Source organism: Lentzea sp. NBRC 102530 (assembly GCF_030269365.1).
Classification (GTDB): Bacteria; Actinomycetota; Actinomycetes; order Mycobacteriales; family Pseudonocardiaceae; genus Lentzea.
Genome location: NZ_BSTF01000006.1, coordinates 24,896 through 49,713, shown reverse-complemented (window position 1 = coordinate 49,713; position 24,818 = coordinate 24,896). Strand labels below are relative to the sequence as shown.

The 24,818-nt window shown below is 71.9% G+C and carries 22 protein-coding genes; 10 read left to right on the top strand and 12 right to left on the bottom strand.

Annotation, left to right across the window (positions count from 1 at the left end):
- Positions 1-95 precede the first annotated feature (95 nt).
- Positions 96-1,370 carry an activator-dependent family glycosyltransferase gene (locus tag QSK25_RS17300; protein WP_285639478.1) on the top strand — a complete coding sequence of 425 codons (1,275 nt, stop codon included), beginning with the start codon at positions 96-98 and terminating at the stop codon, positions 1,368-1,370.
- 273 nt (positions 1,371-1,643) lie between these two features.
- Here the strand turns inward: QSK25_RS17300 and QSK25_RS17295 are convergent, their stop codons facing one another.
- Both QSK25_RS17295 and QSK25_RS17290 read right to left on the bottom strand, forming a co-directional pair.
- The gene (locus QSK25_RS17295) at positions 1,644-3,140 is read right to left on the bottom strand and encodes an NDP-hexose 2,3-dehydratase family protein (protein ID WP_285639476.1); all 1,497 of its coding nucleotides are present in this window, start codon (positions 3,138-3,140) and stop codon (positions 1,644-1,646) included.
- The gene (locus tag QSK25_RS17290; RefSeq protein ID WP_285639474.1) at positions 3,137-3,937 is read right to left on the bottom strand and encodes a class I SAM-dependent DNA methyltransferase; all 801 of its coding nucleotides are present in this window, start codon (positions 3,935-3,937) and stop codon (positions 3,137-3,139) included. The genes QSK25_RS17295 and QSK25_RS17290 overlap by 4 nt, the downstream gene beginning before the upstream one ends.
- Before the next feature lie 171 nt (positions 3,938-4,108).
- On the opposite strand from QSK25_RS17290, the gene QSK25_RS17285 reads away from it, so the two are divergent.
- Complete coding sequence (locus QSK25_RS17285) at positions 4,109-5,074, top strand: NAD-dependent epimerase/dehydratase family protein (protein ID WP_285639473.1); 966 nt, start codon at positions 4,109-4,111, stop codon at positions 5,072-5,074.
- Positions 5,071-6,189: a DegT/DnrJ/EryC1/StrS family aminotransferase gene (locus tag QSK25_RS17280; RefSeq protein WP_285639471.1), complete on the top strand. Its 1,119-nt coding sequence runs from the start codon at positions 5,071-5,073 to the stop codon at positions 6,187-6,189. Before QSK25_RS17285 ends, QSK25_RS17280 begins: the two co-directional genes overlap by 4 nt.
- A 44-nt stretch (positions 6,190-6,233) precedes the next feature.
- Here QSK25_RS17280 and QSK25_RS17275 read toward each other — a convergent pair whose 3' ends face one another.
- The 3 genes from QSK25_RS17275 to QSK25_RS17265 all read right to left on the bottom strand — a co-directional run bounded on the left by QSK25_RS17275 (position 6,234) and on the right by QSK25_RS17265 (position 9,662).
- Positions 6,234-7,181, bottom strand: a complete 948-nt coding sequence (locus tag QSK25_RS17275; RefSeq protein ID WP_285639470.1) for an AfsR/SARP family transcriptional regulator — start codon at positions 7,179-7,181, stop codon at positions 6,234-6,236.
- A 231-nt stretch (positions 7,182-7,412) separates the two neighbouring features.
- Positions 7,413-8,906, bottom strand: a complete 1,494-nt coding sequence (locus QSK25_RS17270; RefSeq protein ID WP_285639469.1) for an ABC transporter substrate-binding protein — start codon at positions 8,904-8,906, stop codon at positions 7,413-7,415.
- A 39-nt stretch (positions 8,907-8,945) separates the two neighbouring features.
- On the bottom strand, positions 8,946-9,662 hold the full coding sequence (locus QSK25_RS17265; RefSeq protein ID WP_285639468.1) for a class I SAM-dependent methyltransferase: 717 nt from the start codon (positions 9,660-9,662) through the stop codon (positions 8,946-8,948).
- 39 nt (positions 9,663-9,701) lie between these two features.
- Between QSK25_RS17265 and QSK25_RS17260 the strand changes: the two genes are divergently transcribed.
- On the top strand, positions 9,702-10,910 hold the full coding sequence (locus tag QSK25_RS17260; RefSeq protein ID WP_285639466.1) for a DUF885 domain-containing protein: 1,209 nt from the start codon (positions 9,702-9,704) through the stop codon (positions 10,908-10,910).
- Positions 10,911-11,163: 253 nt separating this feature from the next.
- Here the strand turns inward: QSK25_RS17260 and QSK25_RS17255 are convergent, their stop codons facing one another.
- The gene (locus QSK25_RS17255; protein ID WP_285639465.1) at positions 11,164-12,024 is read right to left on the bottom strand and encodes an SRPBCC family protein; all 861 of its coding nucleotides are present in this window, start codon (positions 12,022-12,024) and stop codon (positions 11,164-11,166) included.
- A gap of 88 nt (positions 12,025-12,112) precedes the next feature.
- Positions 12,113-13,279: a nucleotide disphospho-sugar-binding domain-containing protein gene (locus QSK25_RS17250; RefSeq protein ID WP_285639463.1), complete on the bottom strand. Its 1,167-nt coding sequence runs from the start codon at positions 13,277-13,279 to the stop codon at positions 12,113-12,115.
- Positions 13,280-13,356: 77 nt separating this feature from the next.
- Between QSK25_RS17250 and QSK25_RS17245 the strand changes: the two genes are divergently transcribed.
- The gene (locus tag QSK25_RS17245) at positions 13,357-14,073 is read left to right on the top strand and encodes a class I SAM-dependent DNA methyltransferase (RefSeq protein ID WP_285639462.1); all 717 of its coding nucleotides are present in this window, start codon (positions 13,357-13,359) and stop codon (positions 14,071-14,073) included.
- Positions 14,070-15,278: a DegT/DnrJ/EryC1/StrS family aminotransferase gene (locus QSK25_RS17240; RefSeq protein ID WP_285639461.1), complete on the top strand. Its 1,209-nt coding sequence runs from the start codon at positions 14,070-14,072 to the stop codon at positions 15,276-15,278. Before QSK25_RS17245 ends, QSK25_RS17240 begins: the two co-directional genes overlap by 4 nt.
- On the opposite strand, the gene QSK25_RS17235 is transcribed toward QSK25_RS17240, so the two are convergent.
- Positions 15,232-16,092, bottom strand: coding sequence for a class I SAM-dependent methyltransferase (locus QSK25_RS17235; RefSeq protein ID WP_285639460.1), 861 nt, complete (start codon positions 16,090-16,092; stop codon positions 15,232-15,234). The two genes, QSK25_RS17240 and QSK25_RS17235, sit on opposite strands and share 47 nt — an antisense overlap.
- An 88-nt stretch (positions 16,093-16,180) precedes the next feature.
- Here QSK25_RS17235 and QSK25_RS17230 point away from each other — a divergent pair, with 88 nt between their 5' ends.
- Positions 16,181-17,158: a Gfo/Idh/MocA family protein gene (locus tag QSK25_RS17230; protein WP_285639459.1), complete on the top strand. Its 978-nt coding sequence runs from the start codon at positions 16,181-16,183 to the stop codon at positions 17,156-17,158.
- Positions 17,155-18,471, top strand: coding sequence for a lipopolysaccharide biosynthesis protein RfbH (gene rfbH / locus QSK25_RS17225; RefSeq protein ID WP_285639452.1), 1,317 nt, complete (start codon positions 17,155-17,157; stop codon positions 18,469-18,471). Before QSK25_RS17230 ends, rfbH begins: the two co-directional genes overlap by 4 nt.
- Here rfbH and QSK25_RS17220 read toward each other — a convergent pair.
- From QSK25_RS17220 to QSK25_RS17210, 3 genes are read right to left on the bottom strand one after another with little or no spacing between them, the layout of a single operon-like run.
- The gene (locus tag QSK25_RS17220) at positions 18,426-19,319 is read right to left on the bottom strand and encodes an aminodeoxychorismate lyase (protein ID WP_285639450.1); all 894 of its coding nucleotides are present in this window, start codon (positions 19,317-19,319) and stop codon (positions 18,426-18,428) included. The two genes, rfbH and QSK25_RS17220, sit on opposite strands and share 46 nt — an antisense overlap.
- Positions 19,316-20,152, bottom strand: coding sequence for an ABC transporter permease (locus QSK25_RS17215; RefSeq protein ID WP_285639449.1), 837 nt, complete (start codon positions 20,150-20,152; stop codon positions 19,316-19,318). The genes QSK25_RS17220 and QSK25_RS17215 overlap by 4 nt, the downstream gene beginning before the upstream one ends.
- Positions 20,149-21,126 (bottom strand): ATP-binding cassette domain-containing protein, encoded by a 978-nt coding sequence (locus QSK25_RS17210; RefSeq protein ID WP_285639447.1) that lies wholly within the window; start codon positions 21,124-21,126, stop codon positions 20,149-20,151. Before QSK25_RS17210 ends, QSK25_RS17215 begins: the two co-directional genes overlap by 4 nt.
- Before the next feature lie 156 nt (positions 21,127-21,282).
- Between QSK25_RS17210 and QSK25_RS17205 the strand changes: the two genes are divergently transcribed.
- On the top strand, positions 21,283-22,413 hold the full coding sequence (locus tag QSK25_RS17205) for a glycosyltransferase (protein ID WP_285639445.1): 1,131 nt from the start codon (positions 21,283-21,285) through the stop codon (positions 22,411-22,413).
- On the opposite strand, the gene QSK25_RS17200 is transcribed toward QSK25_RS17205, so the two are convergent.
- On the bottom strand, positions 22,403-23,557 hold the full coding sequence (locus QSK25_RS17200; RefSeq protein ID WP_285639444.1) for a DegT/DnrJ/EryC1/StrS family aminotransferase: 1,155 nt from the start codon (positions 23,555-23,557) through the stop codon (positions 22,403-22,405). The two genes, QSK25_RS17205 and QSK25_RS17200, sit on opposite strands and share 11 nt — an antisense overlap.
- Positions 23,558-23,631: 74 nt before the next feature.
- On the opposite strand from QSK25_RS17200, the gene QSK25_RS17195 reads away from it, so the two are divergent.
- Entirely contained in the window at positions 23,632-24,771 is a 1,140-nt protein-coding gene (locus QSK25_RS17195; RefSeq protein ID WP_285639442.1) for a nucleotide disphospho-sugar-binding domain-containing protein, read from the top strand.
- The last annotated feature ends 47 nt before the right edge of the window (positions 24,772-24,818 follow it).

Sequence of the window (24,818 nt, the reverse complement as noted above, 5' to 3'; positions counted from 1 at the left end):
AGCGCGCACCTCGCGTGAATTGTTCGAACGGACCCTTGCCGCGCCGATGTTCCGCGTCTACATTCGGCGCTATTCTGGTTTATCGGGAGGTATTGATGCGCGTACTTTTCACCGTCACCGCGTCACCGACGCACCTGCAGAACCTGGTTCCGCTGGGGTGGGCGCTCCGCGCGGCCGGCCACGAGGTGTGCGTCGCCAGTCAGCCCGACCTGACCGAGACGATCCGGGCGACCGGCCTGACCGCCGTCGCCGCGGGTGAGCCGCTCGACTTCGCCCAACGGTTCCGCGACGTGCCGCCCGGCCGGCAGCTCCTGGAATCGGGCTACCACATGGGAGAGATGCGCGAATCCGCACTGACCTGGGATTACCTGCTCGGCATGTACGACGAATACCTGCACGGGCCGCTCTCCATCGAGACCATGTCGGACCAGACGGTCCTCGACTCGCTGGTCCGGTTCGCCGAATGGTGGAAACCGGATGTCGTGGTGTGGGACGCGTTCACCTTCGCGGGCGGCGCACTCGCCAAGATCATCGGCGTGCCGAGCGCACGGGTGTTGTGGGCACTGGACCACTGGGCTCGAATGCGGGCGATTTTCCTCGACGCGCGGAAACGCACCGGTTCGGCCACGGATCCCGTGGCCGACTGGCTCGGCAAGAAACTCGAACCACACGGCCGGGATTTCTCCGAGGACGTCTCGCTCGGGCACATCACCATCGACCCGATGCCGGCGTCGATGCGCTATCCGGTCGATTTGGACTACCGTTCGATGCAGTTCGTCCCGTACAACGGTCCGGCGGTGGTGGAACCCTGGCTGGGCACGCCGCCCACCCGTCCGCGCGTCTGCGTCACCCTCGGCATCTCCCGGCGGCTGACGTCGCACGACGGCAGGTCGGTCGAGCAGGTGCTCGGCACCCCCGTGCCCGCCGAAGAGGTCCTCCGCTCGATCGCGGACCTCGGCGTCGAGGTCGTCGCCACCCTCAACGCCGACCAGCTCGCGACCGGCACCCGCCTGCCGGACAACGTCCGGCTGGTGGACTTCGTGCCCCTCAACGAACTGCTGCCGACGTGCGCGGCGATCGTCCACCACGGCGGCACCGGCACCACGATGAACGCCGTGGTGCACGGTGTCCCGCAGATCATCGTCCCCGGCCCGGTGTGGGACGAGGTGCACAAGGCGGAGCACTTCCACTCCCTCGACGCGGGCCGCCTGGTCCCCGCCGGCACGCTCACGCCCCGATCCGTCCAGGACGCCGTCGCCGAGGCACTCGATCCCGCCGTCGCGGCAAACGCCGCCGGCCTCAGGAAGGAGTGCCTGGCCGCGCCTACCCCGCACGACCTGGTGCCCCAACTGGAGGAACTGGCCGGGTGACGGGAAGGTCCAGCCCGCTCGACCGGTTCTCGAGCGCCTGGTGGGACCTTGGTCCGGCACAGGTGAACCACCGGGCAGGAGGTCTGAGCGTGCCGGACGACCAGACCTCGCTCGTCAGGGGTGGGAGGAACAGCATCGGAACGGCCACCACCCACCCGCTCTCCGGGACGCGGGTGTCGTCCTGAGCCCGCGCCGGGCCGTGCGCGGAGATCGACCGCCGGGCGAGCCGGGCGCCCGCGGAATCGACGGGTTCGCCGTGAACGACGAACCTGGTCACGGACGGGACGGCGTGGGCCATGCGGTTCCCCTCGTCGTGTCGGATCGACCGGACAGGCCGTGCAGGCAGGCGACCAGGCTGCGGGCCTGCACGTTGACGTAGTTGCTGTGCCGCAGCAGCTCCACCAGCTGCGCGAGGGTGAGCCAGCGGTAGTCGCCGGTGGGCGGGTCGGGGGCGAACCCGGGGTCGACCTCGATCACCGCGTACCGGTTGCGGGCGTGGAAGAACCGGCCGCCCTCCTCGGAGTGCACCGCGTCGAACCGGATGCGGTCCGGTCCTGCCGACAGCACCTCGTCGAGGTAGTGCGGACGTGCGTGGGCGGGCAGCGCCGCGTAGTTCGACGGGTTGCACTGCACCGTCGGCGCCAGCTCGATCACGTCGACGTACCCCGGTTCGGCCCGCGCGTGCGCCAGCAGGTGCAGGACGCCGTCGACCTGTTTGGCCAGGAAGGCCACCACGCCGTCGTCGGTCGGCCGGATCATCGGCTGCGACCAGGACCGCACCTCCCGGCCGGCCGCGGTCACCCCGACGCCGATGACGTCGAAGAACAGCCCGGTGCGGTGGGAGATCCGGTGCTCGTCGCGGTGCCAGTCCGCCACCTGGGCGAGCGGCATCCGTTCGGCCACGACGTCGTGGCGGGTGCGCACGTCGGTGATCCAGCCCAGCACCTCGCCCATGCTGTGCAGGGCCTCGGCGCCGATGTCGTAGGACCGGATGAGGGACGAGGTGAACCCGACCAGGTCAGGGCCGAACGCGGGCAACAGGTCCGCGCCCGCGAACGGCATGCAGGACAGGACCGTGCGGGCGTCCATGTTCACCAGGTCGTCCAAGGCGAGCAGTTCGTGCACCTGACCGAGGGTCAGCCAGCAGAAGGAGTCGACCGCCTCGACGTCCTCGTCCACCTCCACGATCATGTTCCGGTTGCGCTTGCGGTGGAACCAGGCGCCCTGCTCGGACTGCCGGACGTCGGCGAGCACGCGGTGCCGGGACGTGTCGCGGAAGTAGTCCAGGTACGGCACCGGCAGGCCCTGGTGGACCCGCGTGTAGTTGCTGCGGGTGGCCTGGACGGTCGGGGAGAGCTGGATGCCGTTGCGGTTGCCCGGCTCGATCTTGGCCTGCGCGAGCAGGTGCAGCACCCCGTCGAACTTCTTGACCAGGATGCCGAGGATGCCCACCTCCGGCTGGTTGACGATCGGCTGCTGCCAGTGCTCGACCGGGGCGCCGCCGACCCGCACGTCCAGCCCCTCGACGGTGTAGAACTTGCCGGAGTGGTGCGCGAGGTTGCCGGTGTCCGGGTCGGTGCGCCAGCCCTGCAACGAGTCCAGCGGGATCTGCCGGACCTCCATGGTCGACCGCTGCGCGGCGACCCATCCGTGGAACTGCTCGACGTCGGCGACGAGTCCGGACTTCGCCAGCACCGACCGTGCGATCTGCCGCGGCGCGGTTCCGTCGGCCACCGCCGAGGACACCACCGACCGGGATTGGTTGCTCACGAGCGTTCCCCCAGGCATGTCTGGTTCTTCGCCGTTCCCGATCCTGGGTGGCCGGACTTGAACTCGGCTGCACTCGCGCTGGACGGCGGGGTGACGCCGACGAACAGGCCGCGGCCGGACTGCACACCGGGCACGTGCTCCGGTTCGAGGCCGGCCTCGCGGAAGGCCGCCTCGTACTGGGCCGCGGTGAACAACATGGCGCGGTGGACCTCGTGCACGTGCCGGACGCCGGACGCCGCCGAGGCCAGCAAGTAGTGCACGTCCATCACCGACGCGTCGCCCTCCCGCACGGTGTGCGCGACGCGGGCGATGGTGGTGCCCTCGTGCTCGACGACGTCACCGGAGACCCACCGGTCGAGGTAGGTCTCCGGGAACCACCACGGCTCGACCACCACCACTCCGCCGGGTACGACGTGCCCGGCGAGGCAGCGGACGGCCTGGTGCAACTCGGCCTCCGAGGCCACGTACCCGATCGAGGCGAACAGGCACGTCACCGCGTCGAAGGTGCGGCCCAGGTCGAACGACCGCATGTCACCGAGGTGCAGCGGGACGTCCGGGTGTCCGGCGCGCGCGATCGCCAGCATCGGCTCCGAGAGGTCGACGCCCTCCACGTGGCCGATCAGGTCCTGGAAGGCTCCGAGGTGCCCGCCGGTGCCGCAGGCCACGTCCAGCACCGACCCGGCTTCGGGGCACCGCTTGCGGATCTCCCCGGCGACCACCTCGGCCTCCGCCCGGTAGTCCTTGCCGCGCGCGGTGTGCTGCGCGTGGTAGATCTTCGCCGACTCGCCGCCGTACATGCCGCCTCCTTGCCGCGTTGGCGCTGTCGGCCGCTTCCTACCCGCCCGTGCGGTCTTCGCCTTTGAAGATGGGTGGACCCGCGTCGTCAAGCGAGGATCAACCGCCACCCGACATGCTCGCGAGCGGAGCGCCGGTCCGAGGCAGCGCAGTCACAGCGGAGGAAGGGCAGCATGTCCGCGAGAGGCAGCGTCGTCGTCCTGGGAGGTACGGGGTTCGTCGGCCTCCACGTGTGCGCCAGGCTGGCCGAAACGGGTTTCGACGTGGTCGCGGTCGCCCGCCGGCCACCGGACCGGGCGCTCGCCGGGCGGTTCCTCGCGATGGACCTGACCCGCGTGTCCGCCGGGGAACTCGCCGGGGAGCTCGCCGCGATCGGTCCTCGGGTGGTGGTCAACGCGACCGGCAGCATCTGGGGGCGCCGCAACGACGAGCAGATGTGGGACGGCGCCGTCGTGCCGACCCAGCGGCTGCTGGACGCCCTGGTCCTGCTCGGCACCCGCCCGCGGCTGATCCACCTCGGGTCGGTGCTGGAGTACGGGCCGGTGCGGGTGGGCACCAGCGGCACCGACACCGCCGAACGGCCCGGCAGCGCCTACGGCCGGGCGAAGCTCCACGCCACGCAGGCCGTGCTGGCCGAGATACGCGCGGGCCGGTTCGAGGGGATGGTGCTGCGCATCGCGAACGTCGCCGGTCCGGGCAGTCCCGCGGTCAGCCTGCTCGGCCGGGTCGCCGAACGACTGCTGGCGGCAGGCGGCACCGGGCCCGCGGAGATCGAACTGGATCCGCTCCAGGCGCACCGCGACTACGTGGACGTCCGGGACGTCGCGGTCGCGGTGACCGCGGCGGTGACCTCGACGGTGTCCGGTGAGCTCGTGCCCATCGGGCGCGGCGAGACGGTGCCGGTGCGCACCCTGGTCGAACTGCTGATCACGCACAGCCGGACGCCCGCGGTGGTGGTGGAGCGGCCGAGCACGGGTGCCCGGCACTCCACGGAGGACTGGTTGCGGGTGGACATCGGCCCGGCCGAGCGGCTGCTCGGCTGGCGGCCGCAGCGGACGCCGGCGGAGTCGGTGGCCGCGTTCTGGGCCGACTTCGTCCGGCGAGCACACGACGAACCGGAACGGAGTGCCGTGACATGACGAACCACGTGTGGGACTACCTGCCCGAGTACGAGCTGGAGCGGGAGGACCTGCTCGACGCGGTCGACACGGTGTTCCGGTCCGGAACGCTCGTGCTCGGCCCGAGCGTGCGCGGTTTCGAGCAGGAGTTCGCCGCCTACCACGGCCTGTCCCACTGCGCGGGCGTGGACAACGGGACCAACGCGCTGGTGCTGGGCCTGCGCGCACTGGGCGTCGGCCCCGGTGACGAGGTGATCACGGTGTCCAACACGGCGGCGCCCACCGTGGTCGCCATCGACGCGGTCGGCGCCGTGCCCGTGTTCGTGGACGTCCGCGAACACGACTACCTGATGGACACGAGCCAGGTGGCCGCCGCGATCACCGGCCGCACCAAGGCGCTGCTGCCCGTTCACCTGTACGGCCAGAGCGTCGACATGGCGCCGCTGCGGGAGCTGGCGGACCTGCACGACCTGGTGATCCTGGAAGACTGCGCGCAGGCGCACGGCGCGCGCCACCACGGCGAGCTGGTCGGCACCGCGGGCGACGCGGCGGCGTTCTCCTTCTACCCCACCAAGGTCCTCGGCGCCTACGGGGACGGCGGGGCCGTGGTCACCCGCGATGCCGAGGTCGACGCCGCCGTCCGGCGGCTGCGGTACTACGGCATGGAGAAGACCTACTACGTCGTGCGGACCCCGGCGCACAACAGCCGCCTGGACGAGGTGCAGGCCGAGATCCTGCGCCGCAAGCTGACCCGGCTCGGCGGCTACGTCGCCGCCCGCCGGGCCGTGGCCGAGCGCTACCGGGACGGTCTCGGCGACCTCGCCGGGCACGGCCTGGTCCTGCCGTCGGCGAACCCGGGCAACGACCACGTCTACTACGTCTACGTGGTCCGCCACCCGGAGCGCGACCGGATCATCGAGGCGATGAAGCGCTACGACATCTCACTGAACATCAGCTACCCGTGGCCGGTGCACACCATGACCGGCTTCGCGCACCTGGGCTACGCCGAAGGGTCCCTGCCGGTCACCGAGCGGATCGCGAAGGAGATCTTCTCCCTGCCGATGTACCCGTCGCTGCCGGTCGACCTCCAGGACAAGGTGATCTCCGCGGTCCGGGAGACCGTGCTGACGCTCTGACGCCGGCCTCGGCCGCGATCACGCGCGGGTCGCCGTCGCCGCTCTCACCTCAACCACACGGCACGCCCGTCCCCCGCCGGTGAGTTGATCACCCTGCTGTGGCGGTTCACCAACTCGTCATGGCGGGCGATCTCCACCAGCGCCTCGGCCGGGAGCCCCGGAACGAGCGGGTCGTGCACCGCCGTCGGCACCGGCGGCTGCCATTGCCGGCGGATCGACGATTCGAGGTCGAGTTCGGACCGCAGGACCGCTTGGTGCAGCTTCTGCAGCCGGTCGGACGGCACCACCCCGAGTTCGTCGTCGAGGTTGCCGCGCAGGACCTTGAACGCCTCGAGGGCCTGCCATTGCCTGCCGGACCGGTACAACGCGACCATGTAGTAGGCGAACAGGTTCTCGTGCATGGGGTGCTCCGCCGTGAGCGAGGTCAACTCGCCCAGCACGGCCTGGTGGCGGCCGAGCTGGATGTCCGCGCCGATCCGGCTCTCCAGCGCGGTGAGCCGGCTTTCCTCCAGGCGAGCCACCTCGATGCCCAGCCGCATCCCGGTGCGCACGCCGGTCAGGGGCCGGCCCTGCCACTTCTCGAGCGCCACCCCCAGCAGCCGGGACGCCGTGTCGTGGTCGCCGCTGCGGAACGCCTGGTTGCCGAGTTTCACCAGCCGTTCGTAACCGCACGCGTCGACGTCGTCCGGTTCGATGTTCAGCACGTACCCGTCGAACCTGGTCGACAGGATCTCCTTGGCCCTCGCGCGTTCGGAGGGCGGCAGGGCGGCTTCGATGTGCCTGCGCACCCGCAGGATGTAGGTCTGCAGCGTGGTCCGCGCGCTCAGCGGTGGCCGGTCTCCCCACAGCTCGTCGATCAGCATCGGCACCGACACGATCCGTCTGACGTGCAGCGCCAGCAGGGCGAACACCTGTCGCGGCTTCGTCGCGGTCGGCACGACCGACTTCGCGTTCAGCACAGCGTCGAACTCACCCAGTACCCGTACCCGCATCCATACCCCCAACGGTGGAGCGAAGTTCTCCACCTCGACCGATCGGCAGACCTCCGCAGCCAGGGCAGGTCCGCACCTCCGAGCGGAACCCGAAGGGCTGACTCCCCTGTCGCGCAACGATGACCGCGCTCGCGTCGAGCACGAACGCTTGACCGGCAACCTCCACCTCGCCCGCGACGCACGCAACGGACTCCGTGATGACGGTGTGCCGGCTCGACGTTCCCGCGCGCCTCACACCTGTTCGGGCCAGCGTCCCGAAGCACCCGTCCGTGCGGCGCAGCAACGGCAGGCCATGGCCACGACCGGGATCACCGGCAGGTCGGTCATCGCCATGATGTTCGCCTGGTGCCAGAGCAACGCGGCCCGTGGCAGGCTCACCGCGCCGAGCGCGCGTTCCACCAGGATGTCCATCCTGGGGTTGTCGTACCCGCCGTAGTTGCCGATGCCGCGCACCACCTGCGCCATCACCGAGCGGTTGTTGTTGCCGTGCCAGTCCGGGGTCCAGCCGGGGGCGGCGAGGTCCCACGCACCTGCTTCGCCGGCGGCCCGGTCGAACATCAGGCCGCCGTAGAACTCCTCGCTGGACACCACTTTCGGCACCAGGACGATTCCCGCGCGGCCCAGGGCCTCCTCCACCGCGCGGAACACGGTCCGGTGCAGTTCGATGTCGCGCACGGCCATCACGAGGCTCAGACCGGACGGGAAGCCGGCGGCGACGAGGAGGGCGCGCGCCTTCTCCGGACTGCCGCGGTCACCGGTGGTCGGGTACGGGTTGTACTTCGAGTAGCCGAGAGCGCCCGGTGGCACCATCGAGTGCGCGGGCACGGCCGTCACGCCGGGCAGGGCGGCGAAGATGTCGCGGACCGCGATCTTGTCCACGGCGTAGCCGATCGCCTGGCGCACCCGCAGGTCGGCGAGCGCGCCGTTCGCGTTGGGGCTGCGCAGGTTCAGCGCCAGGTACGGGTTGAGGGTGTAGCCGGGGCACGGTGGGGCCGGGGCGCTGCCCCACGACGCGATGCCGAACTGCCACGCCGGGTCGCAGTCGGCCGCGGCGCCGTGGCGGCGCACCACGATCCGGTCCGCCTCGGCCCGGCGGACCGGATCGGCGGACCGGTTCCACACCGGGTTGCGTTCCAGCACCAGTTCGTCGTCGGTGTCGGCCATGACGCGGTACGGACCGTTCGCGCGCCTGCCCTCGTGTGGTTCGGGCAGAGCCGTGGCGTAGCCGGTGGCCAGCAGGTTCACCAGGTCGTTGGCCGGGCTGTGCAGGTGGAACACGAGCGTGTGGTCGTCCTCGGCGCGTACCTCGCGCACGGTGTCGGTGAAGAAGCCGGCCACGTCGCCGGCGTGCGCGGGGTCGGTCATGCGTCGCAGCCCGCGCACGAAGTCGTGGGCGGTCACCTCGCGGGGTGGTTCGGTGTCCCAGCGGACACCGCGGCGCAGGCGGACCACGCACGTGAGCAGGTCGGCGGTGAGGCCGCCGTTGTCCTGCGTGGGCAGGGATTCCGCCACGTCGGCCACGGGCACGAACACCTGGTCGGGATCGGCCACGTCCTCGACGACCGGCACGGCGAACAACGTGCGCGACACGACGCGCAGCACCTGGCCGGGCCGGAGGTGGTAGGCGCTGTCCGGCTCGAGGTGGTCGGGGTCACCGGGGCCGAGGAAGGTCAGGGTGCTGGTCAGGGTGCTGGTCACCGTGCCGGGGATGGCGCTGGTGCTCACCGCGTCTCCTCACGTCCGGAAAGCAACTTGTTTTTCAAGTTACCTTGGGCGCTGCGCCACGAACAGCCCGGTTCCGGCGCCCCACTGCGGCAGGTGCTCGGCCGTCACCCCCGCAAGATCGAACGCACGCCGGTAGTCGGCCTCGGTGAACAGCGAGACGACCTCGACCTCGGTGAACTCGTCGATGCCGTCCGCGTCGGCGACGACGAACCGGATCGTCAGCCGGACGCGGTCGCCCTCGCGCACCGAGTGGGTGACCCGGGAGATGACGCGACCGTCCTCCTTGACCAGGTGGCCGCCCACGTAGCCGTCCAGGAACCGGTCCTCGAACCACCAGGGCTCCACGACGAGGACGCCTCCGGGTGCGAGGTGGGCCGCCATCGCCCCGACCGCCACCGCGAGGTCGTCCGGTGTCGGCATGTAGGTGACGGCGAAGAACATGCAGGTGACGACGTCGAACTGGCGTCCGGCGGCCAGTTCGCGCATGTCCTGCCGGTGCACGACGAGACCCGGCACGCGCTTCTCGGCCAGCTCCGCCATGTCCGCGGCGGGCTCGACGCCCTCCACGTGCGCGAAGTGCCCGGCGAACGCCGCGAGGTGCATACCGGTGCCACATGCGACGTCGAGCAGGGACGACGCCCCGGGGTTGCGCCGGCGCACCTGCTCGGCCACCGAACTCGCCTCCGCCGCCCAGTCCTTGCCCCGGTCCGCGAACACGACGTCGTACAGCTCGGCGTGCTTCCTCCCGTATCCCATCTTCGCTACTTTACTATCAGATAGCGAATTGGAGGAACCATGACCGAACCGCTGGTACGCGACTACCTGGTGCTCGGACTGCGGCTCGGCCGCCTGGTGGACGGCTTCGTGGACAGCTGGTTCGGCGACCCGGCCCTGAGCCGGCAGGTGGACGACGAGCCGCCCGCCGACCCCGCCACGCTCGCCGCGACGGCACGGTCCCTGCGCGCGGAGCTCGGCTCGGCGGACCTCTCCCCGGCACGGCGGCGCTTCCTCGACGGCCAGCTCGGCGCGCTCGCGTGCGCGGCGGACCGCCTCGCCGGCACCGAGGTGCCGTTCCTGGAGGAGATCCACCGCTACTTCGACGTGGAGATCGAGCTGACCGACACCGACGTCTACGCCGCGATCCACGACGAGATAGCGGCGCTCCTGCCCGGCTCCGCACCGCTGCCCGAGCGGGTCAACGCGTTCCAGGAGCACGACCGCGTCCCGCCCGGCGACCTGGTGCGCGCGACGCGGGCGATCTCCGACGAGCTCCGCACCCGCGCCCACGCGCTGTACGACCTGCCGGACGGCGAGTCGGTCGAGTACGAGGCCGTCACCGACCGCCCGTGGAACGCCTTCAACCGCTACCACGGCGGTTTCCGCTCCTCCATCGCGCTCAACGCGGACGTGCGGCACCGCATGGCCGCACTCCCGCTGCTCGTGACGCACGAGGCCTACCCCGGCCACCACACCGAGCACAGCCGCAAGGAACGGCTGCTGGTCGGCGAGCAGGGCCACGCCGAGCAGACCATCGCCCTGGTCAACACACCGCAGTGCCTGATGGCGGAAGGACTCGCCGAGGCGGCACTGCCCGCCGTGCTCGGGCAGGGGTGGGGCCGCTGGACGCAGGACCTGCTCGCGGACCTCGGACTCGTGCTGGACGGCGAGCTGTCGGAGCTCATGCTGAACCGGACCGTGCTGCTGATGGCGGCCCGGCAGGACGCCGCGATCCTGCTGCACGACCGCGGGGCGAGCCCCGACGACGTGGTGGCCTACCTGCGGCGCTGGATGCTCGTGGACGAGCAGCGGGCGTCGCACGCGGTCCGGTTCCTGACGGACCCGCTGTGGCGGGCGTACACCACCACCTACATCGAGGGATCACGGCGGGTGCGCGCGTGGATCGGGGCGCGGCCGGAGGGGCAGTCGGTGGCCGACCGGTATCGGAGGCTGCTGGACGAGCCGATGGTTCCGGCGGACCTGGTGGAGGTCGGCCTGGTGAGGTGAGGCATGGCACGGACCTGGCGCGGCGGGACGCACACCGGACGCGCCGGCGGCAGTGCCGGACGTGGGCCACATGGGTGGGAGCTGGACTCACGATCGCGGCGTGGGACTTGCCGCGTGGGGCGGGGTGGCGAACCACGCGTGAACCGGGCGGCCAGGCGCGCGAGAACCACGTGGCCAGCCGCGCGGACCAGGCGCGCGAACCGCCCGCTGGTGCGAGGCGGGAAGCCCCGCACCAGCGGATCGGCGCAGAACCTCAGCGCCGCGCGAACAGCTCCGCCGCGAGCCCCTCGACGTGGTCGTGCCACGCGTGCAGCGCCGGGTCGCGCAGCACGTCGGAGCCGGCCTCGCCCTCCTGCACGACGGTCATCCGCGCTCCGCCGTTGCCCGGCCTGAGCTCGTAGCTGACGGTGCCCGCGGGCTTGCCGTCGTTGAGCCAGCCGAACTCGATCCGCTCCGCCTTCTCCACGGCCGTGACCTCGGCGGTGGCGAGGCCGGGGTGCACGAAGCCCGACGGGACCGCGCTGCCCGCGTTCACGTCGCCGGAGCCGGCGAGCGCGGCCCAGACCTGGTCCGCCGGAACGCGGAGCTGGCGCTCGTAGCGCACGGTCCAGCCGTCGTCGGTGGTCTCGGCGGTGCCCTCGTCGAGGCCGAGCTCCTTGATCAGCTGCTCGTGCATCGCGACGGAGTCGTTGTCGACGTGGATCTCCTTCTTGCCCTCGACGACCTGTTCCAGCGCGTCGAGGCAGTCGGTCCAGCCGGTGACGTTGCTCGCGGCGGCCGGGCGGTCGTCGAAGGTGTGCGAGAAGACGAGGAGGCTGCCGCCCTCCTCCGGGGTGATCTCGAAACGCAGGAGGTCGTCCTCCTCGCGGAAGGCGAAGGTCCTCGGCGGGTCGACCTCGGTGATCACTCCCTCGAACGTCGAGCCGTCGCCCGCGTCGAAGCTGACCTTGCCGCCCTCCTTGAGGTCCAGCTCGGCGACCGGGAAGGGGTACCAGTGGCCGATGTGCTCCGGCTCGGTCAAGGCGCTCCACACCTTCTCCGGCGGATGCTGCAGGTGTCGCTCCATGCGCAGTTGCGACCGGCCGTCGACAGTCAGCAGCGCGACGTCCTTCACCGGACCATCTCCTTCACTCGTTGATCAGGCAAACGGGACGAGGCGAACATACCAGCGACAGTATATAACTTCAACCGCATACAGAACGTCAGCGCACCAACTCCTCGAGCCTCGCCACCAGCGACGACGGCACCGGCATGGTCGCGATCTCCTCACGCACCTCCCGCGCCGCCACCCGCGCGTCCTCGTCCGCGAGCAACCGCTCCACCGCCGCCGCGTCGAGCTCGTCCGGCGTCACCCACCAGCCGAGTCCTCGTTCCCGCATCAGCACGGAGTGCATGAAGTTCGGCGCCACCGCGGGCACGGTGAGCTGGGGCAACCCGGCGTCGAGCGCGTTGAGCATCGTGCCCGCACCCCCCTGGTGCAGGATGGCGGTGCAGCCGGAGAGCAGTTCGCGCAGGGGTACCCAGTCGCGCAGGTACCTCACCCCGGAAATCGGCTCGTCACCGCGGAACCCGGCCGCGTCGAGGTGGCGGGGCTCGATGCCGATCAGCACGAACTCGGCGTCGGAACGGCGGGCCAATTCACCCAGAAGTGGGAGAAAACGCCCCAGGAACGCCTCCGCGTCCACGTCGGGCCCGATGAGTCCCATCGTCCCGAGGGTGACGGCCACGCGCGCCCGCCCCTCCGGCGGCAGGCGCAGGTCCTCCGGCACCACTCCCCCGCCGTTGTACGGCAGGTGACGCAGGGGCCACGCGCCCTCCTGCGCCTTCACCATCGACGGCGGCGCGATGTCGATCAGGGCGCGCGGCACGGCGGCCAGGTCGCCGGCGGTCATCCCGAGCCGCTGCAGAGTGGCGGGCACCAGACCGGCCAGCTCCTCGTAGAACCGTCCCGTGCGCAGCAGGCCGAACCCGTGCTCGACCGCGGGCACGCCCAGCGCCGCCGCGGTCAGCAGTCCCGCGCCCTGCAGCTGGGAGTGCACGACCAGGTCGGGCCGGAACTCGCGCGCGGCGCGCAGCATCGGGTCGGCGAACGTGCTCGCGATGTAGCCGAGGACGGGCCAGCCCTCCTCCACGGTGTGCAGGCGGGACCAGACCATCTGACGGTGCCCCGGCGCCAGCTCCGGCATGGCCTCCGCCGAACCGGGGTCCGCCGGGCCGAAGTCGACCACCGGGAGGCCGCCCGCCACCGCGAGCGCCGGGCCCGAGGTCGCGATCCGCACGTCGTGGCCGCAGGCCCGCAGCGCCCACGCGAGCGGAACCATGGGCAGGAGGTCCTTCGCCTGCGGCGTCGACAGGAACAGCACGCGCATGACCACGCTCCGCTGGTAGGCTGATTTACTGGAAAACCGTATAGTGATTTTTGGCCACCTGCAATCCGAGGAGCACCATGGGCGGCTACAGCGAGCAGCACGCCGAGATCTACGAGGACGTCCTCGTCAGCAGGGGCAAGGACTGGGCCGCCGAGGCCGAGCTGGTCTCGCGGCTGGTCCGCGAGGCGTGCGGGGACGCCGTCTCGCTGCTCGACGTCGCGTGCGGCACCGGCGTGCACCTGGAGTCGTTCCGCCAGGACTTCCCCGACGTCGCGGGCGTCGACGCCTCCCGGCCCATGCTGGACCGCGCCGCCGCGCGCCTGCCGGGCGTGCCGCTGCACGAGGGCGACATGCGCGACTTCGACCTCGGCCGCACCTTCGACGCGGTCACGTGCCTGTTCTTCGCGCTCAGCTACATGCGCGGCACGGCGGACCTCCGGGCGGCGACCGCGCGCATGGCCGCCCACCTGCGGCCCGGCGGTGTGCTGGTGGCGGAGCCGTGGTGGTTCCCCGAGCAGTTCCTCGACGGGTACGTGGACGGGCACCTGGTGCGCGACGAGCACCGCGTGATCACCCGCGTCACGCACTCGGTGCGCGACGGCGGCGCCACCAGGATGGAGGTCCGCGTGACCGTCGCGGAACCGTCGGGCATCCGCGAGTTCCGCGAGTACGAGGTGGTCTCGCTGTTCACGCTGGACGAGTACCTGGCGGCGTTCGACGAGGCCGGGTGCGACGCGCGCTTCCTGCCCGGCGAGCCCAACGCCCGCGGCCTGTTCGTCGCCGTGCGCAGGTGAGGACGCTGGCGGTGCTCGGCGGCGCACCCGCGTTCTCCGAGCCGCTGCACGTGGGACGTCCGTCGGTGCTGCGCCCGCACCGGGTGCTGGAGCTGATCGGCGGCGCGCTGGACCGGCGGGTGCTGACGCACGGCGGCCCGCTGCTGCGCGAGTTCGAACGGGCCGTGGCGGCGGTGGCGGGCGTGGCGCACTGCGTGGCGACGTGCAACGCCACGGTCGCGATGCAGCTCCTGGTGCGCGCCCTGGGACTGCGCGGCGAGGTGGTGATGCCGTCGTGGACGTTCATCGCGACGGCGCACGCCCTGCAGTGGGAAGGCCTCACACCGGTCTTCTGCGACGTCGACCCGCGCACCGGGAACCTGGACCCGCGCAGCGTGGCCGAGCTGATCACCCCGCGCACCAGCGCGATCGCCGCGGTGCACATGTGGGGCGTGCCCGCGCCGGCACCGCAGCTGACGAGCCTCGCGCGGGAGCACGGGCTGCGGCTGTACTTCGACAGCGCGCACGCGATCGCCTCCCGCTGCGACGGCCGTCCCGTCGGCGGGCACGGCGCGGCGGAGGTGTTCTCCTTCCACGCCACCAAGCTCGTCAACGCCTTCGAGGGCGGGGCCGTGGTGACCGGCGACGGGGACCTGGCCGAACGGGTCAGGGCCATGCGCGACTACGGGCGCAACGGCGACGGGACGGTCGGGATGCTGGGCCTGAACGCGAAGATGACCGAGCCTTCCGCGGCGATGGGACTCGCCTCGCTCGAGGACCTGGACGAGCTGCTCGCCCTCCACCGCGAGCGGCACGAGCACTACGCGGCCGGGCTCTGCGGCGTGCCGGGCGTGCGGCTGCGCGACCCGGCGCCGCTGGAGTCGAACCGCTCCTACGTGGTCGTGGAGGTCGACCCGGAAGCCGCCGGACTCACGCGGGACGAGCTGCGCGCGGTCCTGCACGCGGAGAACGTGCTGGCGCGCGACCACTTCCACCCCGGCTGCCACCGCAGCGAGCCCTACCGGCGGGCGCCGCGGCGGCACACCCCCCGCTCGCTGACCGCGACCGAGGCGCTCAGCGAGCGGGTGCTCGTGCTGCCGACCGGCACGTCCCTGCGGAACGAGGACGCCGGCCGCGTGTGCGAAGTGATCGGCGAGGCGGTGCGGCGCGCACCCGCCGTCAGGGCTTGGGCTTCGTCCCGGACGCCAGCAGCGCCTCACCGGTGAGCACCACCGGTCCGTCCGCGAACTCCTGACGCAACGTCGTGATCCCGTCCTCCCGCAAGGCACGCACGCGGTCGGCGGGCATGGTCGCGAGCATCCTGATCAGCGGCCCCATCGTGCGTTCGAACATGTGCCAGCACGACTCGGCGTCCCCGACCTCGATCAACGCGGTCTCGAACGGCTCGACCGCCACGTCCGCGAAACCCGCGTCCGCGAACAGCTCCCGCAGCCTGTCCGCGTCCGACAGCGCCACCGGTCCCGGCCCGGACGGCGGCGCCGCGGGCATCGGCACGTGCCGGGCGATCACCTGCGAGCTGATCCGGAACGCCATGCAGCGGCCGGGGTTCCCGAGCGTCGTCGCCGCCAGCCGCCCGCCCGGCACCAACGCCTCGTACACCGAGCTCAGCGCGGCACCGGGATCCGGCATGTACTGCAGGCCCACGCGGCACACCGCGACGTCGAACGCCTCCGGCGCGAGGCCGAGGCGGGTCTCGTCCGGCACGACGCGGAACTCGGCGTTGGTCACGCCGTGGCGCCGCGCCCAGGAACGGGCGCCGTCGATCATCTCCGGGGACAGGTCGAGCCCCAGCACGCTGCCCTCGCCGGTGACCGCGGCGGCCAGCGCGCCGGTCGGGTTGCCGATGCCGCAGGCGAGGTCGAGCGCGCGGTCGCCCGGTCGGGGGGCCACCGCGGCGAGCAGCCTGGCGGTCATCGTCCCGGACGGGGCGGCGAGGTTGTCGCGGTACTCCGACCACCCCGGCGCCGAGAGTGCCCACTCCTCGCGCTGCTGCTCGCGAGCGGTGTCCGCGTCGATCATGAGCTACTCCCACCTCTCGATTCTGCTAACATAAAATATAGTAACTGTCGGCGTGCGTGCCGCGCACCACCACTGTCAGGCGGTGTCGATGACCGGAGTTCCGGACCGTCCGCTCCGCTTCGGGGTGCTGGGGTGCGCCAGCGTCGCGTGGCGGCGGTTCCTGCCCGCGGTGCGGCACGTCCCGGGTGTGCGCCTGGTCGCGGTGGCGAGCCGGGACGCGGGCCGGGCCGCCCGGTTCGCGCGGGAGTTCGACTGCCTGCCGGTCACGGGCTACCGGGAACTGCTGCGGCGCGACGACGTGGACGCGGTCTACCTGCCGGTGCCCACCGGCCTGCACGCCGAGTGGGCCGTCGAGGCGGTCGAGGCCGGCAAGCACGTGCTGGTCGAGAAGCCCCTCGCCACGAACAGGGCCGACGCCGAACAGCTGCTCACCCTCGCCGCCCGCACGGGCCGGTGCGTGGCGGAGAACCGGATGTTCGTCCACCACCCCCAGCACGACGCCGTGCGCAAGCTCGTCGCCGACGACGCGATCGGCGAACTGCGCGTGTTCAACGCCGCGATGGCGATCCCGCCGCTGCCGAGCGGCAACGTCCGCCTCGACCCGGCGCTGGGCGGCGGTGCCCTGCTCGACGTCGGCTACTACCCGATCCACGCGGCGCTGCTGCACCTCGGCTCCGATCTCGAGGTCGTCGGCGCGGTGCTGCGCCGGTCCCCCCACTTCGGCGTCGACGTCGGCGGGAGCGTGCTGCTGCGTGACCGCGACGGCGTGTCCGCCCACCTGGTGTTCGGGTTCGAGCACCACTACGGCTCGCACTACGAGCTGTGGGGCGCCACGGGACGGATCTCGCTCGACCACGCGTTCACACCGCCGCCCGCGCGCCACCCGCTCGTCCGCGTCGAGCGGGCCGGCGGGACCGAGGAGCTGCGCCTGCCCGCGGCCGACCAGTTCCGGGAGTCGATCACGAGTTTCGCCCGCGCGGTCCGCGAGGGCGGGGTCCACCCCGACGTCCTCGCCGCGACCATCCGCGGACTGGAGCTCGTAGACACAGTGAGGGAGGCGGCATGACCGAGGAGAGCGCCGAGACCAAGCAGCGCGTCCTGGAACTCGTGCGTGACTACGACAAGCAGGTCGCGTCCGGTGGTGCGTTCCGGCCCGGTGTGACGCCCGTCCTGACCTCCGGCGCGGTGCTGACCGCCGAGGACCGCGTGGCGCTGGTCGAGGCCGCGCTGGAGTTCCGCATCGCGGCGGGCGTCACGGCACGCCGGTTCGAACGGGCCTTCGCCCGCGAGCTGGGCGTCCGCAAGGCGCACCTGACCAACTCGGGGTCCTCGGCCAACCTGCTCGCGATCACCGCGCTGACCTCGCCGACGCTCGGCGACGAGGCGCTGCGTCCCGGCGACGAGGTCGTCACCGTCGCCGCGGGCTTCCCCACCACGGTCAACCCGATCCTGCAGAACGGTCTCGTGCCCGTCTTCGTCGACGTCGACCTCGGCACCTACAACACGACGCCCGAGCGCGTCGCGGCGGCGATCGGGCCGCGCACGCGGGCGATCATGATGGCGCACACCCTGGGCAACCCGTTCGCCGCGCAGGAGATCGCGGACCTCGCCCGCGAACACGGGCTGTACCTGGTCGAGGACAACTGCGACGCCGTCGGCTCCCTGTACCGCGGCCGGCCGACCGGCGGGTTCGGCCACCTGAGCACCGCGAGCTTCTACCCCGCGCACCACATCACCGCGGGCGAGGGCGGCTGCGTGGCCACCACCGGCCTCGCGCTCGCCCGGGTCGTGGAGTCCCTGCGGGACTGGGGCCGCGACTGCTGGTGCGAGCCGGGCGAGGACGACGCCTGCGGCCGGCGCTTCGGCTTCCAGCTGGGCCAGCTGCCGCCGGGCTACGACCACAAGTACACGTTCTCGCACGTCGGCTACAACCTGAAGAGCACCGACCTCCAGGCAGCGCTCGCGCTCAACCAGCTCGGCAGGCTCACCGAGTTCACCGCGGCACGACGGGAGAACTGGCGCCGGCTGCGGGCGGGCCTCGACGACGTGCCGTGGCTCGTGATGCCGAGGGCCACCGAGGACAGCGACCCGAGCTGGTTCGGGTTCGCCCTGACGCTGACCGCGGACGCGCCGTTCCGCCGGCACGACCTGGTCCGGTTCCTGGAGTCGCGGCTCATCGCCACGCGGATGCTGTTCGCGGGCAACCTGGTCCGGCAGCCCGCGTACTCGGGACGGCCGATGCGCGTGGCGGGTGAGCTGACCAACTCCGACGTGATCACCGAACGCAGCTTCTGGATCGGCGTCTACCCCGGCATCACCGCCGAGATGGTCGACTACGTGATCACGGCGTTCCGCGACTGGGTCGCCCGCTTCCGGTAACGGCGCTCCAGCAGCCCGAGCAGCCGGGCGGCGAGGGCGGACGAGTCGGGCAGCGGCCTGCCGTCGAGGGTGTGCACGCGGGTCACCTTGTGGCCCGCGGAGGTGAGGAAGACGCCGTCCGCCGCACGCAGGTCGTCGAGCGACATCGGTTCCTCCGCCACCCGCCAGCCGCCGGCCTCCGCCTCCTCGAACAACGCGCGCTGCGTGGTGCCGGGCAGCACGCCCAGCGCCGCGGGGGTGGTGCGCAGCGTGCCACCCGAGGCGACGACGAGCGAGGACGTCGGTCCCTCGAGGACCGTGCCGCCGGGCGCGGTGAAGATCGCGTCGTCGGCGCCGTGCTCCTCCGCGTACCGCACGGCGGCCATGTTCACCGCGTAGGACAACGTCTTCGCGCCGAGCAGCAGCCACGGCGCGCGGTCCACGACGTCGAGGGGAACGCCGCGGTCGAGCGCCAGCGCGGACACCCCGGTCTCGCGCAGCCGCACCCGGCGCGGGGACATCGGCAGCCCGAAGGCGAAGCACGTGCCCGCTGAGCCGTCGGCGGCCATGCCCCGCGAGCACACCAGCGTGAGCGACAGCTCGGCGGTGCTGCCCCACCCGGCGACGGCGGCCGCGACGCAGCGGCGCCACGCCGCCGCTCCGGGTTCCGGCAGGCCGAGGAGCCCCGCCGAGCGGGCGAGCCGCTCGAGGTGGGAGTCGAGCTCGTGGGCGACGGCGTGTTCGACCAGAACGGTCTCGAACACGCCGTCGCCCCGCATGAGCCCGAGGTCGCCCGCCCGGACGAGGGGGGCGTCCGGGTCGGCCAGGGTGCCGTCGAGGAGTGCCAGCACCCGCCTCGGGCCGCTCACCTCAGGCTCTTGGACCTGAACAGGTACATGGACAGCGGAGCGAACACGAGCAGCAGCACACCGCAGGCGACGAGCGCCCAGGTGAACTGCTCCGCGGTCAGCGTGCCCCCGGTCAGCCCGCGCACGGCCGTGACCGCGTGGGTGATCGGGTTGACGTTGACGACGACCTGGAGCCAGCCCGGCATGGTCGAGGTCTCGACGAACACGTTGCTCGCGAACACCAGCGGGAACAGCACCATCGAGCTGAGCTGGTTCACCGACTCCGGCGACTTGAGCACGAGGCCGGCCGCGTTCCACATCCAGCCGAGGCAGAACGCGAACAGCTGCAGGAACAGCACCGCCCCGAGCACGCCGAGCACGCCGCCCTCGGGCCGGAAGCCGAGCAGCAGGCCCAGCAGCGTCACCACGACCAGGGCGATCGTGTAGCGCAGCGCGTCGCCGAGCAGGGCGCCCGCGAGGATGCCCGGCCGCCAGATCGACAGCCCGCGGAACCGATCGAAGATGCCCTTGGTGATGTCGGTGTTGAGCGAGATGCCCGTGTACATGTTGATCATGATCACGGTCATCACCAGGATGCCCGGCATGAGGAACTGCAGGTAGTCGCTCGTCGAGCCGGCCAGCGCACCGCCGAAGAGGTAGGTGAACACCAGCGTGAACATGATCGGCAGGATGAACGACGAGTAGAGCTGGTCCGGGTCGTGCTTGATCTTCAGCAGCGCCCGCCAGGTGAAGGTCCACGTCGTCGACAACGGACCGGGCCGCTTCGGCCGCGTGCGCGTGGTCAGCGCCTGCGGCACCGCGCGGGTGTCGCTCGCCGGGGTCGTGGTGCTCATGCCGCCGCCTCCTCGCCCTTCTCGTCCACGTCGGCCGGGTGGCCCGTGAGCGCGAAGAACACCTCGTCCAGACTGGGTTCGGCGAGCCGGTAGCCGCTCACCGCGATCCCGGCGCGGCTCAGTTCCACCAGCGCCGTCCCGACCCGTTCCAGGTCGGACGACACGACCGACAGCGCGTTCGCGTCCGCGTCGCGGTGCACCTCGCCGCCGATGACCCTGGCCAGCACGGTCTCGGCGTCCCCGCGCTGCGCCGGGTCGGCGAGCCGGACGTGCACCGTGCCGGAGCCGACGGACCGCTTGAGCTCGCCGGGCGTGCCCTCGGCGACGATCCGGCCGCGGTCGATCACCGCCACCCGGTCGGCGAGGTGGTCGGCCTCCTCCAGGTACTGCGTCGTCAGCAGCACCGTGGTGCCCGCCGCGACGAGCGCGCGGATCATGTCCCACACCTGGTTGCGCGAGCGCGGGTCGAGGCCCGTGGTCGGTTCGTCGAGGAACAGCAGGTCGGGGGTGACGACCACGCTGGCGGCGATGTCGAGCCGCCGGCGCATGCCGCCCGAGTAGTCCTTGACCTGCTTGCCCGCGGCCTCGGTGAGCCCGAAGACGTCGAGCAGCTCCTCTCCCCGAGCGGCGGCGTCCGCCTTGGCGAAGCCCAGCAGCCTGCCGAGCAGGACCAGGTTCTCCGCGCCGGTGAGCTGCTCGTCGACCGAGGCGTACTGGCCGGTCAGGCTCATCCTGGCGCGGATCTCGTCCGGTTCGCGCAACAGGTCGTGACCCAGCACGCGCGCGGTGCCCGCGTCGGGCTGGAGCAGTGTGGCGAGCATCCGGATGGTCGTGGTCTTGCCCGCGCCGTTGGGGCCCAGGAAGCCGTACACACCACCCGTGGGCACCACCAGGTCCACGCCGTCCACGGCTCTGGTCTCACCGAACGCCTTGACCAGACCCGAAGTCTCGATGGCCGGTTCCACCGCCGTCACGGACCCCACCTCCCCACTGTCCGAAATGCCGCGATCACCGTGCGAACATACCGCACGGGTTATGTGCCAATCAAGTTATGTAAAGAATCCTTTGAACTTTGAGTTTAGTTACATATACCGTATCGGCGTCGCGCCAACACGACAGGAGCTGTCGCCATGCGGGTCCTCTTCGCCGCCGTCCCCGGTGTCGGTCACCTCTACCCCCTCGTCCCGCTGGCCTGGGCGTTCGTCGCGGCGGGGCACGACGTCCGGATCGCCTTCGCCGAGCTCACCGGGAAGGCCGCCGAATGCGGCCTGCCGGTCGTGGACGTCTCCCCCGGCTGGCAGGCGGAGGAGGTCGTGCCGCGGACGCTCGCCGCGCACCCGGAATTCACCGAAGACGCTTGGCAGCGCCCGATTCCCGAGGACATCACGCCGTGGGCGCCGTTGTTCGCGGGCGTCAACCGCTCGCTCGCCGAGGGGGCGCTCGAGTTCGCCGGCCACTGGCGGCCGGACCTCGTGGTCCACGAGCAGGTCGCCACCTACGGCCTCGTCGTGGCCACGAAACTGGGCGTGCCCGCCGTGCAGCGGAACCTGGAGAACTTCCGCACCGGACGGGTGCACCACGAGGTCGCCCGGCACCTCGCCGACCTCCTCGACCGCCACGGTGTCGGCACGCTCGACGAACCCGTCGCGACCGTCGAGGCGTTCCCGCCGAGTCTGCTCACCGACGAACCCGAGGGCTGGTTCACCGGTGAGGCACCGTTCACCGGCGGTTCCGTCGCGGACCGTGCCGCACCGGAGCGGACGGGACGGCCGCGGATCGCGGTGACCACGAGCAGCTTCCCCGACTTCTCGCTGACCGCGATGCGCGCGGTGCTCGGCGCGGGTGCCGGGCTGGACGTGGACCTCGCGCTCGCGGGAGGCGTCGACACCGCGCCGCTGGAACCGTTGCCGCCCAACGCCCGCGCTCTCGGCTGGACACCGTACGGCGAGCTGTACCGCGGGTCGGCGGCCGTCGTGCACCACGGCAGCGGCGGCTCGGTGCTCGCCGCGCTGCACGCGGGTGTGCCGCAGCTCGTCGTGCTCGACCCCGACGACCAGTCCACGCCCGTGGTCGCCGCGGCCGTGGCCAAGCGGGGCGTCGGGATCGTGACGACCGCCGACGAGGTGGACGCCGCCCTGCTGACCCGATTGGTCTCCGACGAGTCGTTGCGCGCCGCCACGGCCGAGGTGCGCGCGGAACGGGCGGGGCTGCCCACGACGGCCGAGACCGCGGCGAGGATCACCGCGCTCGTCACGGGGTGAGCACCACGCCGGAACGGCGCGCGAGGCTCGCCTTCAGCTCGCGCACCACGAGGTCCACGTCGTCGTCGGACAACGACTGGTGCAGCGGGAGGTTCAGCGTCCGCGCCGCCGCCAGGTCCGCGCCGGGCAGCACGGCGTCCGACCCGTAGAGCGGCACGTGGTGCAGGGGCGGGTAGCGGAAGGTCGTGTAGACGCCCGCCCGGTAGAGGTCCTCGGCGACGTCGTCGCGGACGCGCGGGTCGAGCTGCACCCAGTAGAAGTAGTGCGACGTCCGGTGCCCCGGCGGCACCGGCGGTGGCAGCACGACGCCCGGCACGCCGGCGAGTCCGGCGTCGTAGCGGGCCACGACCTCCGCGCGCCGGGCCAGGAACTCCGGCAGCCGCCGCAGCTGCACGGTGCCGATCGCCGCCAGCACGTCGTTCAGCACGGAGCGCCGGGAGAACGACTCGACCTCGATCTCCCACCACCGGCTCGCCGACCGGGCGGCCCGCTGGTGACCGGTCGGCTCGGCCAGGCCGAAGTAGGCGAGCCTCGTCGCCCGGCGCACCAGCTCGGGGTCGCGGGCGTAGAGCACGCCGCCGTCGACGGCGACGGCGATCTTGCCGTGGTCGAAGCTCCAGACGCCGAAGTCGCCCAGGGTGCCGCAGGCACGTCCATCCACAGTGGACGCGATGGCGTTGGCGGCGTCCTCGACCAGGAGCACCCCGCGCTCGGCGCACAGCCGCGCGATCTCCGCCGCCTCGCCGGGGTGGCCGCCGTAGTGCAGCAACAGCACCGCCCGGGTCGACGGGCCGAGCGCGCGGGCGACGTCGTCGGCCGTCGGGTTGAGGGTCCGCGGGTCGACGTCGCAGAACACCGGCCTGGCACCGTGCGCGGCGATGGCGTTGGCGGCGCCGACGAAGCTGATGGACGGGATCACCACCTCGACGCCGGGGCCGACACCGGCGAGGCTCATCGCGATGAACGTCGCCTCGGTGCAGGAGTTCACCGACGTCACGTGCTCGCGGCCGACGCCGAGGTGGGCGGCGAAGGCGGCTTCGAACGCGTCGGCCCTGCGGCCCCTGCCCACCCAGCCGGTGGCGAAGACCTCGCGGACGGCGCCGAGTTCCTCCTCCCCCAGCGACGGCTGAAACACGTTGATCACGAACCACCTCCGTTGTGGTTGAATAACCGATAGTAACTGGAGAGGTCGAACATTCACATGAAAGGACCGGTCACATGCGTGTCCTGTTCTGCTCGACCGACGGCGTGAGCCACCTGTACCCCCTCGTCCCCCTCGCCTGGGCGATGCGCGCGGCAGGCCACGAGGTGCTGGTGACGTTCGCCGAGCAGACCGAGCAGGCCGTCGCGTCGGGCCTGCACATCGTCGACGCCGCCCCCGGCTTCGACGGCATGGCGATCTTCGACAAGACACTGGAGGACAACCCCGAGTTCGCGCAGATGTGGTGGAACGAGACGCTGGGTGACGACCCGTCGCGGTTCGCCCTGATGCCGGCGGAGCTGAACCGGCCGTTCTTCGAGCGCACGTTCACCCTCGTCGAGCAGTGGCGGCCCGACCTCGTCGTGTACGAGCAGACCGCGGCGTACGGGCTGATCGTCGCCGCCAAGCTCGGCGTGCCGGCGGTGCAGCGCAACCTGGGCATCGTGCGCACCGGCAACCTGCACCGGGCCATCGCGGACCTGCTGCCCGACGTGTTCGAGCGGTACGGGGTGCCGGGGTTCGTGCCGCCCGCGCTCGTGCTGGAGACCGTGCCGCCGAGCATGTTCCCGTTCGACGAGCCGGAGGGCGAGTTCGTGCGCGACGTCGTGTTCACCGGCGGCGCGGTGCTCGGCGACCGGCTGCCCGAACGCGGTGACCGGCCCCGGATCGTCGTCACGCTCGGCACGAACCGGCCCGGCACCGACGGACTCGGGCCGCTCAAGGGCCTGCTCGCCTCCTCCTCGGCGGTGGACGCCGAGCTGGTGCTCGCACTCGGGGAGACCGACCTGACCCCGCTCGGCGACCTGCCCGCCCACGTCCGGTCGGTCGGCTGGACGCCGCTGGAGGCGTTGTTCCGCACCTGCGACGGCGTGGTCCACCACGGCGGCGGCACCACCACGATGGCCGCGATCGACGCGGGCCTCCCGCAGGTGGTGGGCGTGAACCCGCTGTACCCCGGCAACGAGACGCTGGCGCCCGCGGTCCGCAAGGCGGGCATCGGCATCGTCGCCGACGAGAACGAGATCGACGGCGAGGTGCTGAACCGGATGCTGAGCGACGAGTCGCTGCGCGTGCGCACCGCCGAGGTCCAGCGCGAACTCGCCTCCCTGCCCGGCCCCGCCGAGCTCGTCGGCCGGCTGGAGGCGCTGACCCGCTGACACCGGACGGTGGCCGTGCCGTCCCGCACGTCGGAGCGTGGGACGGC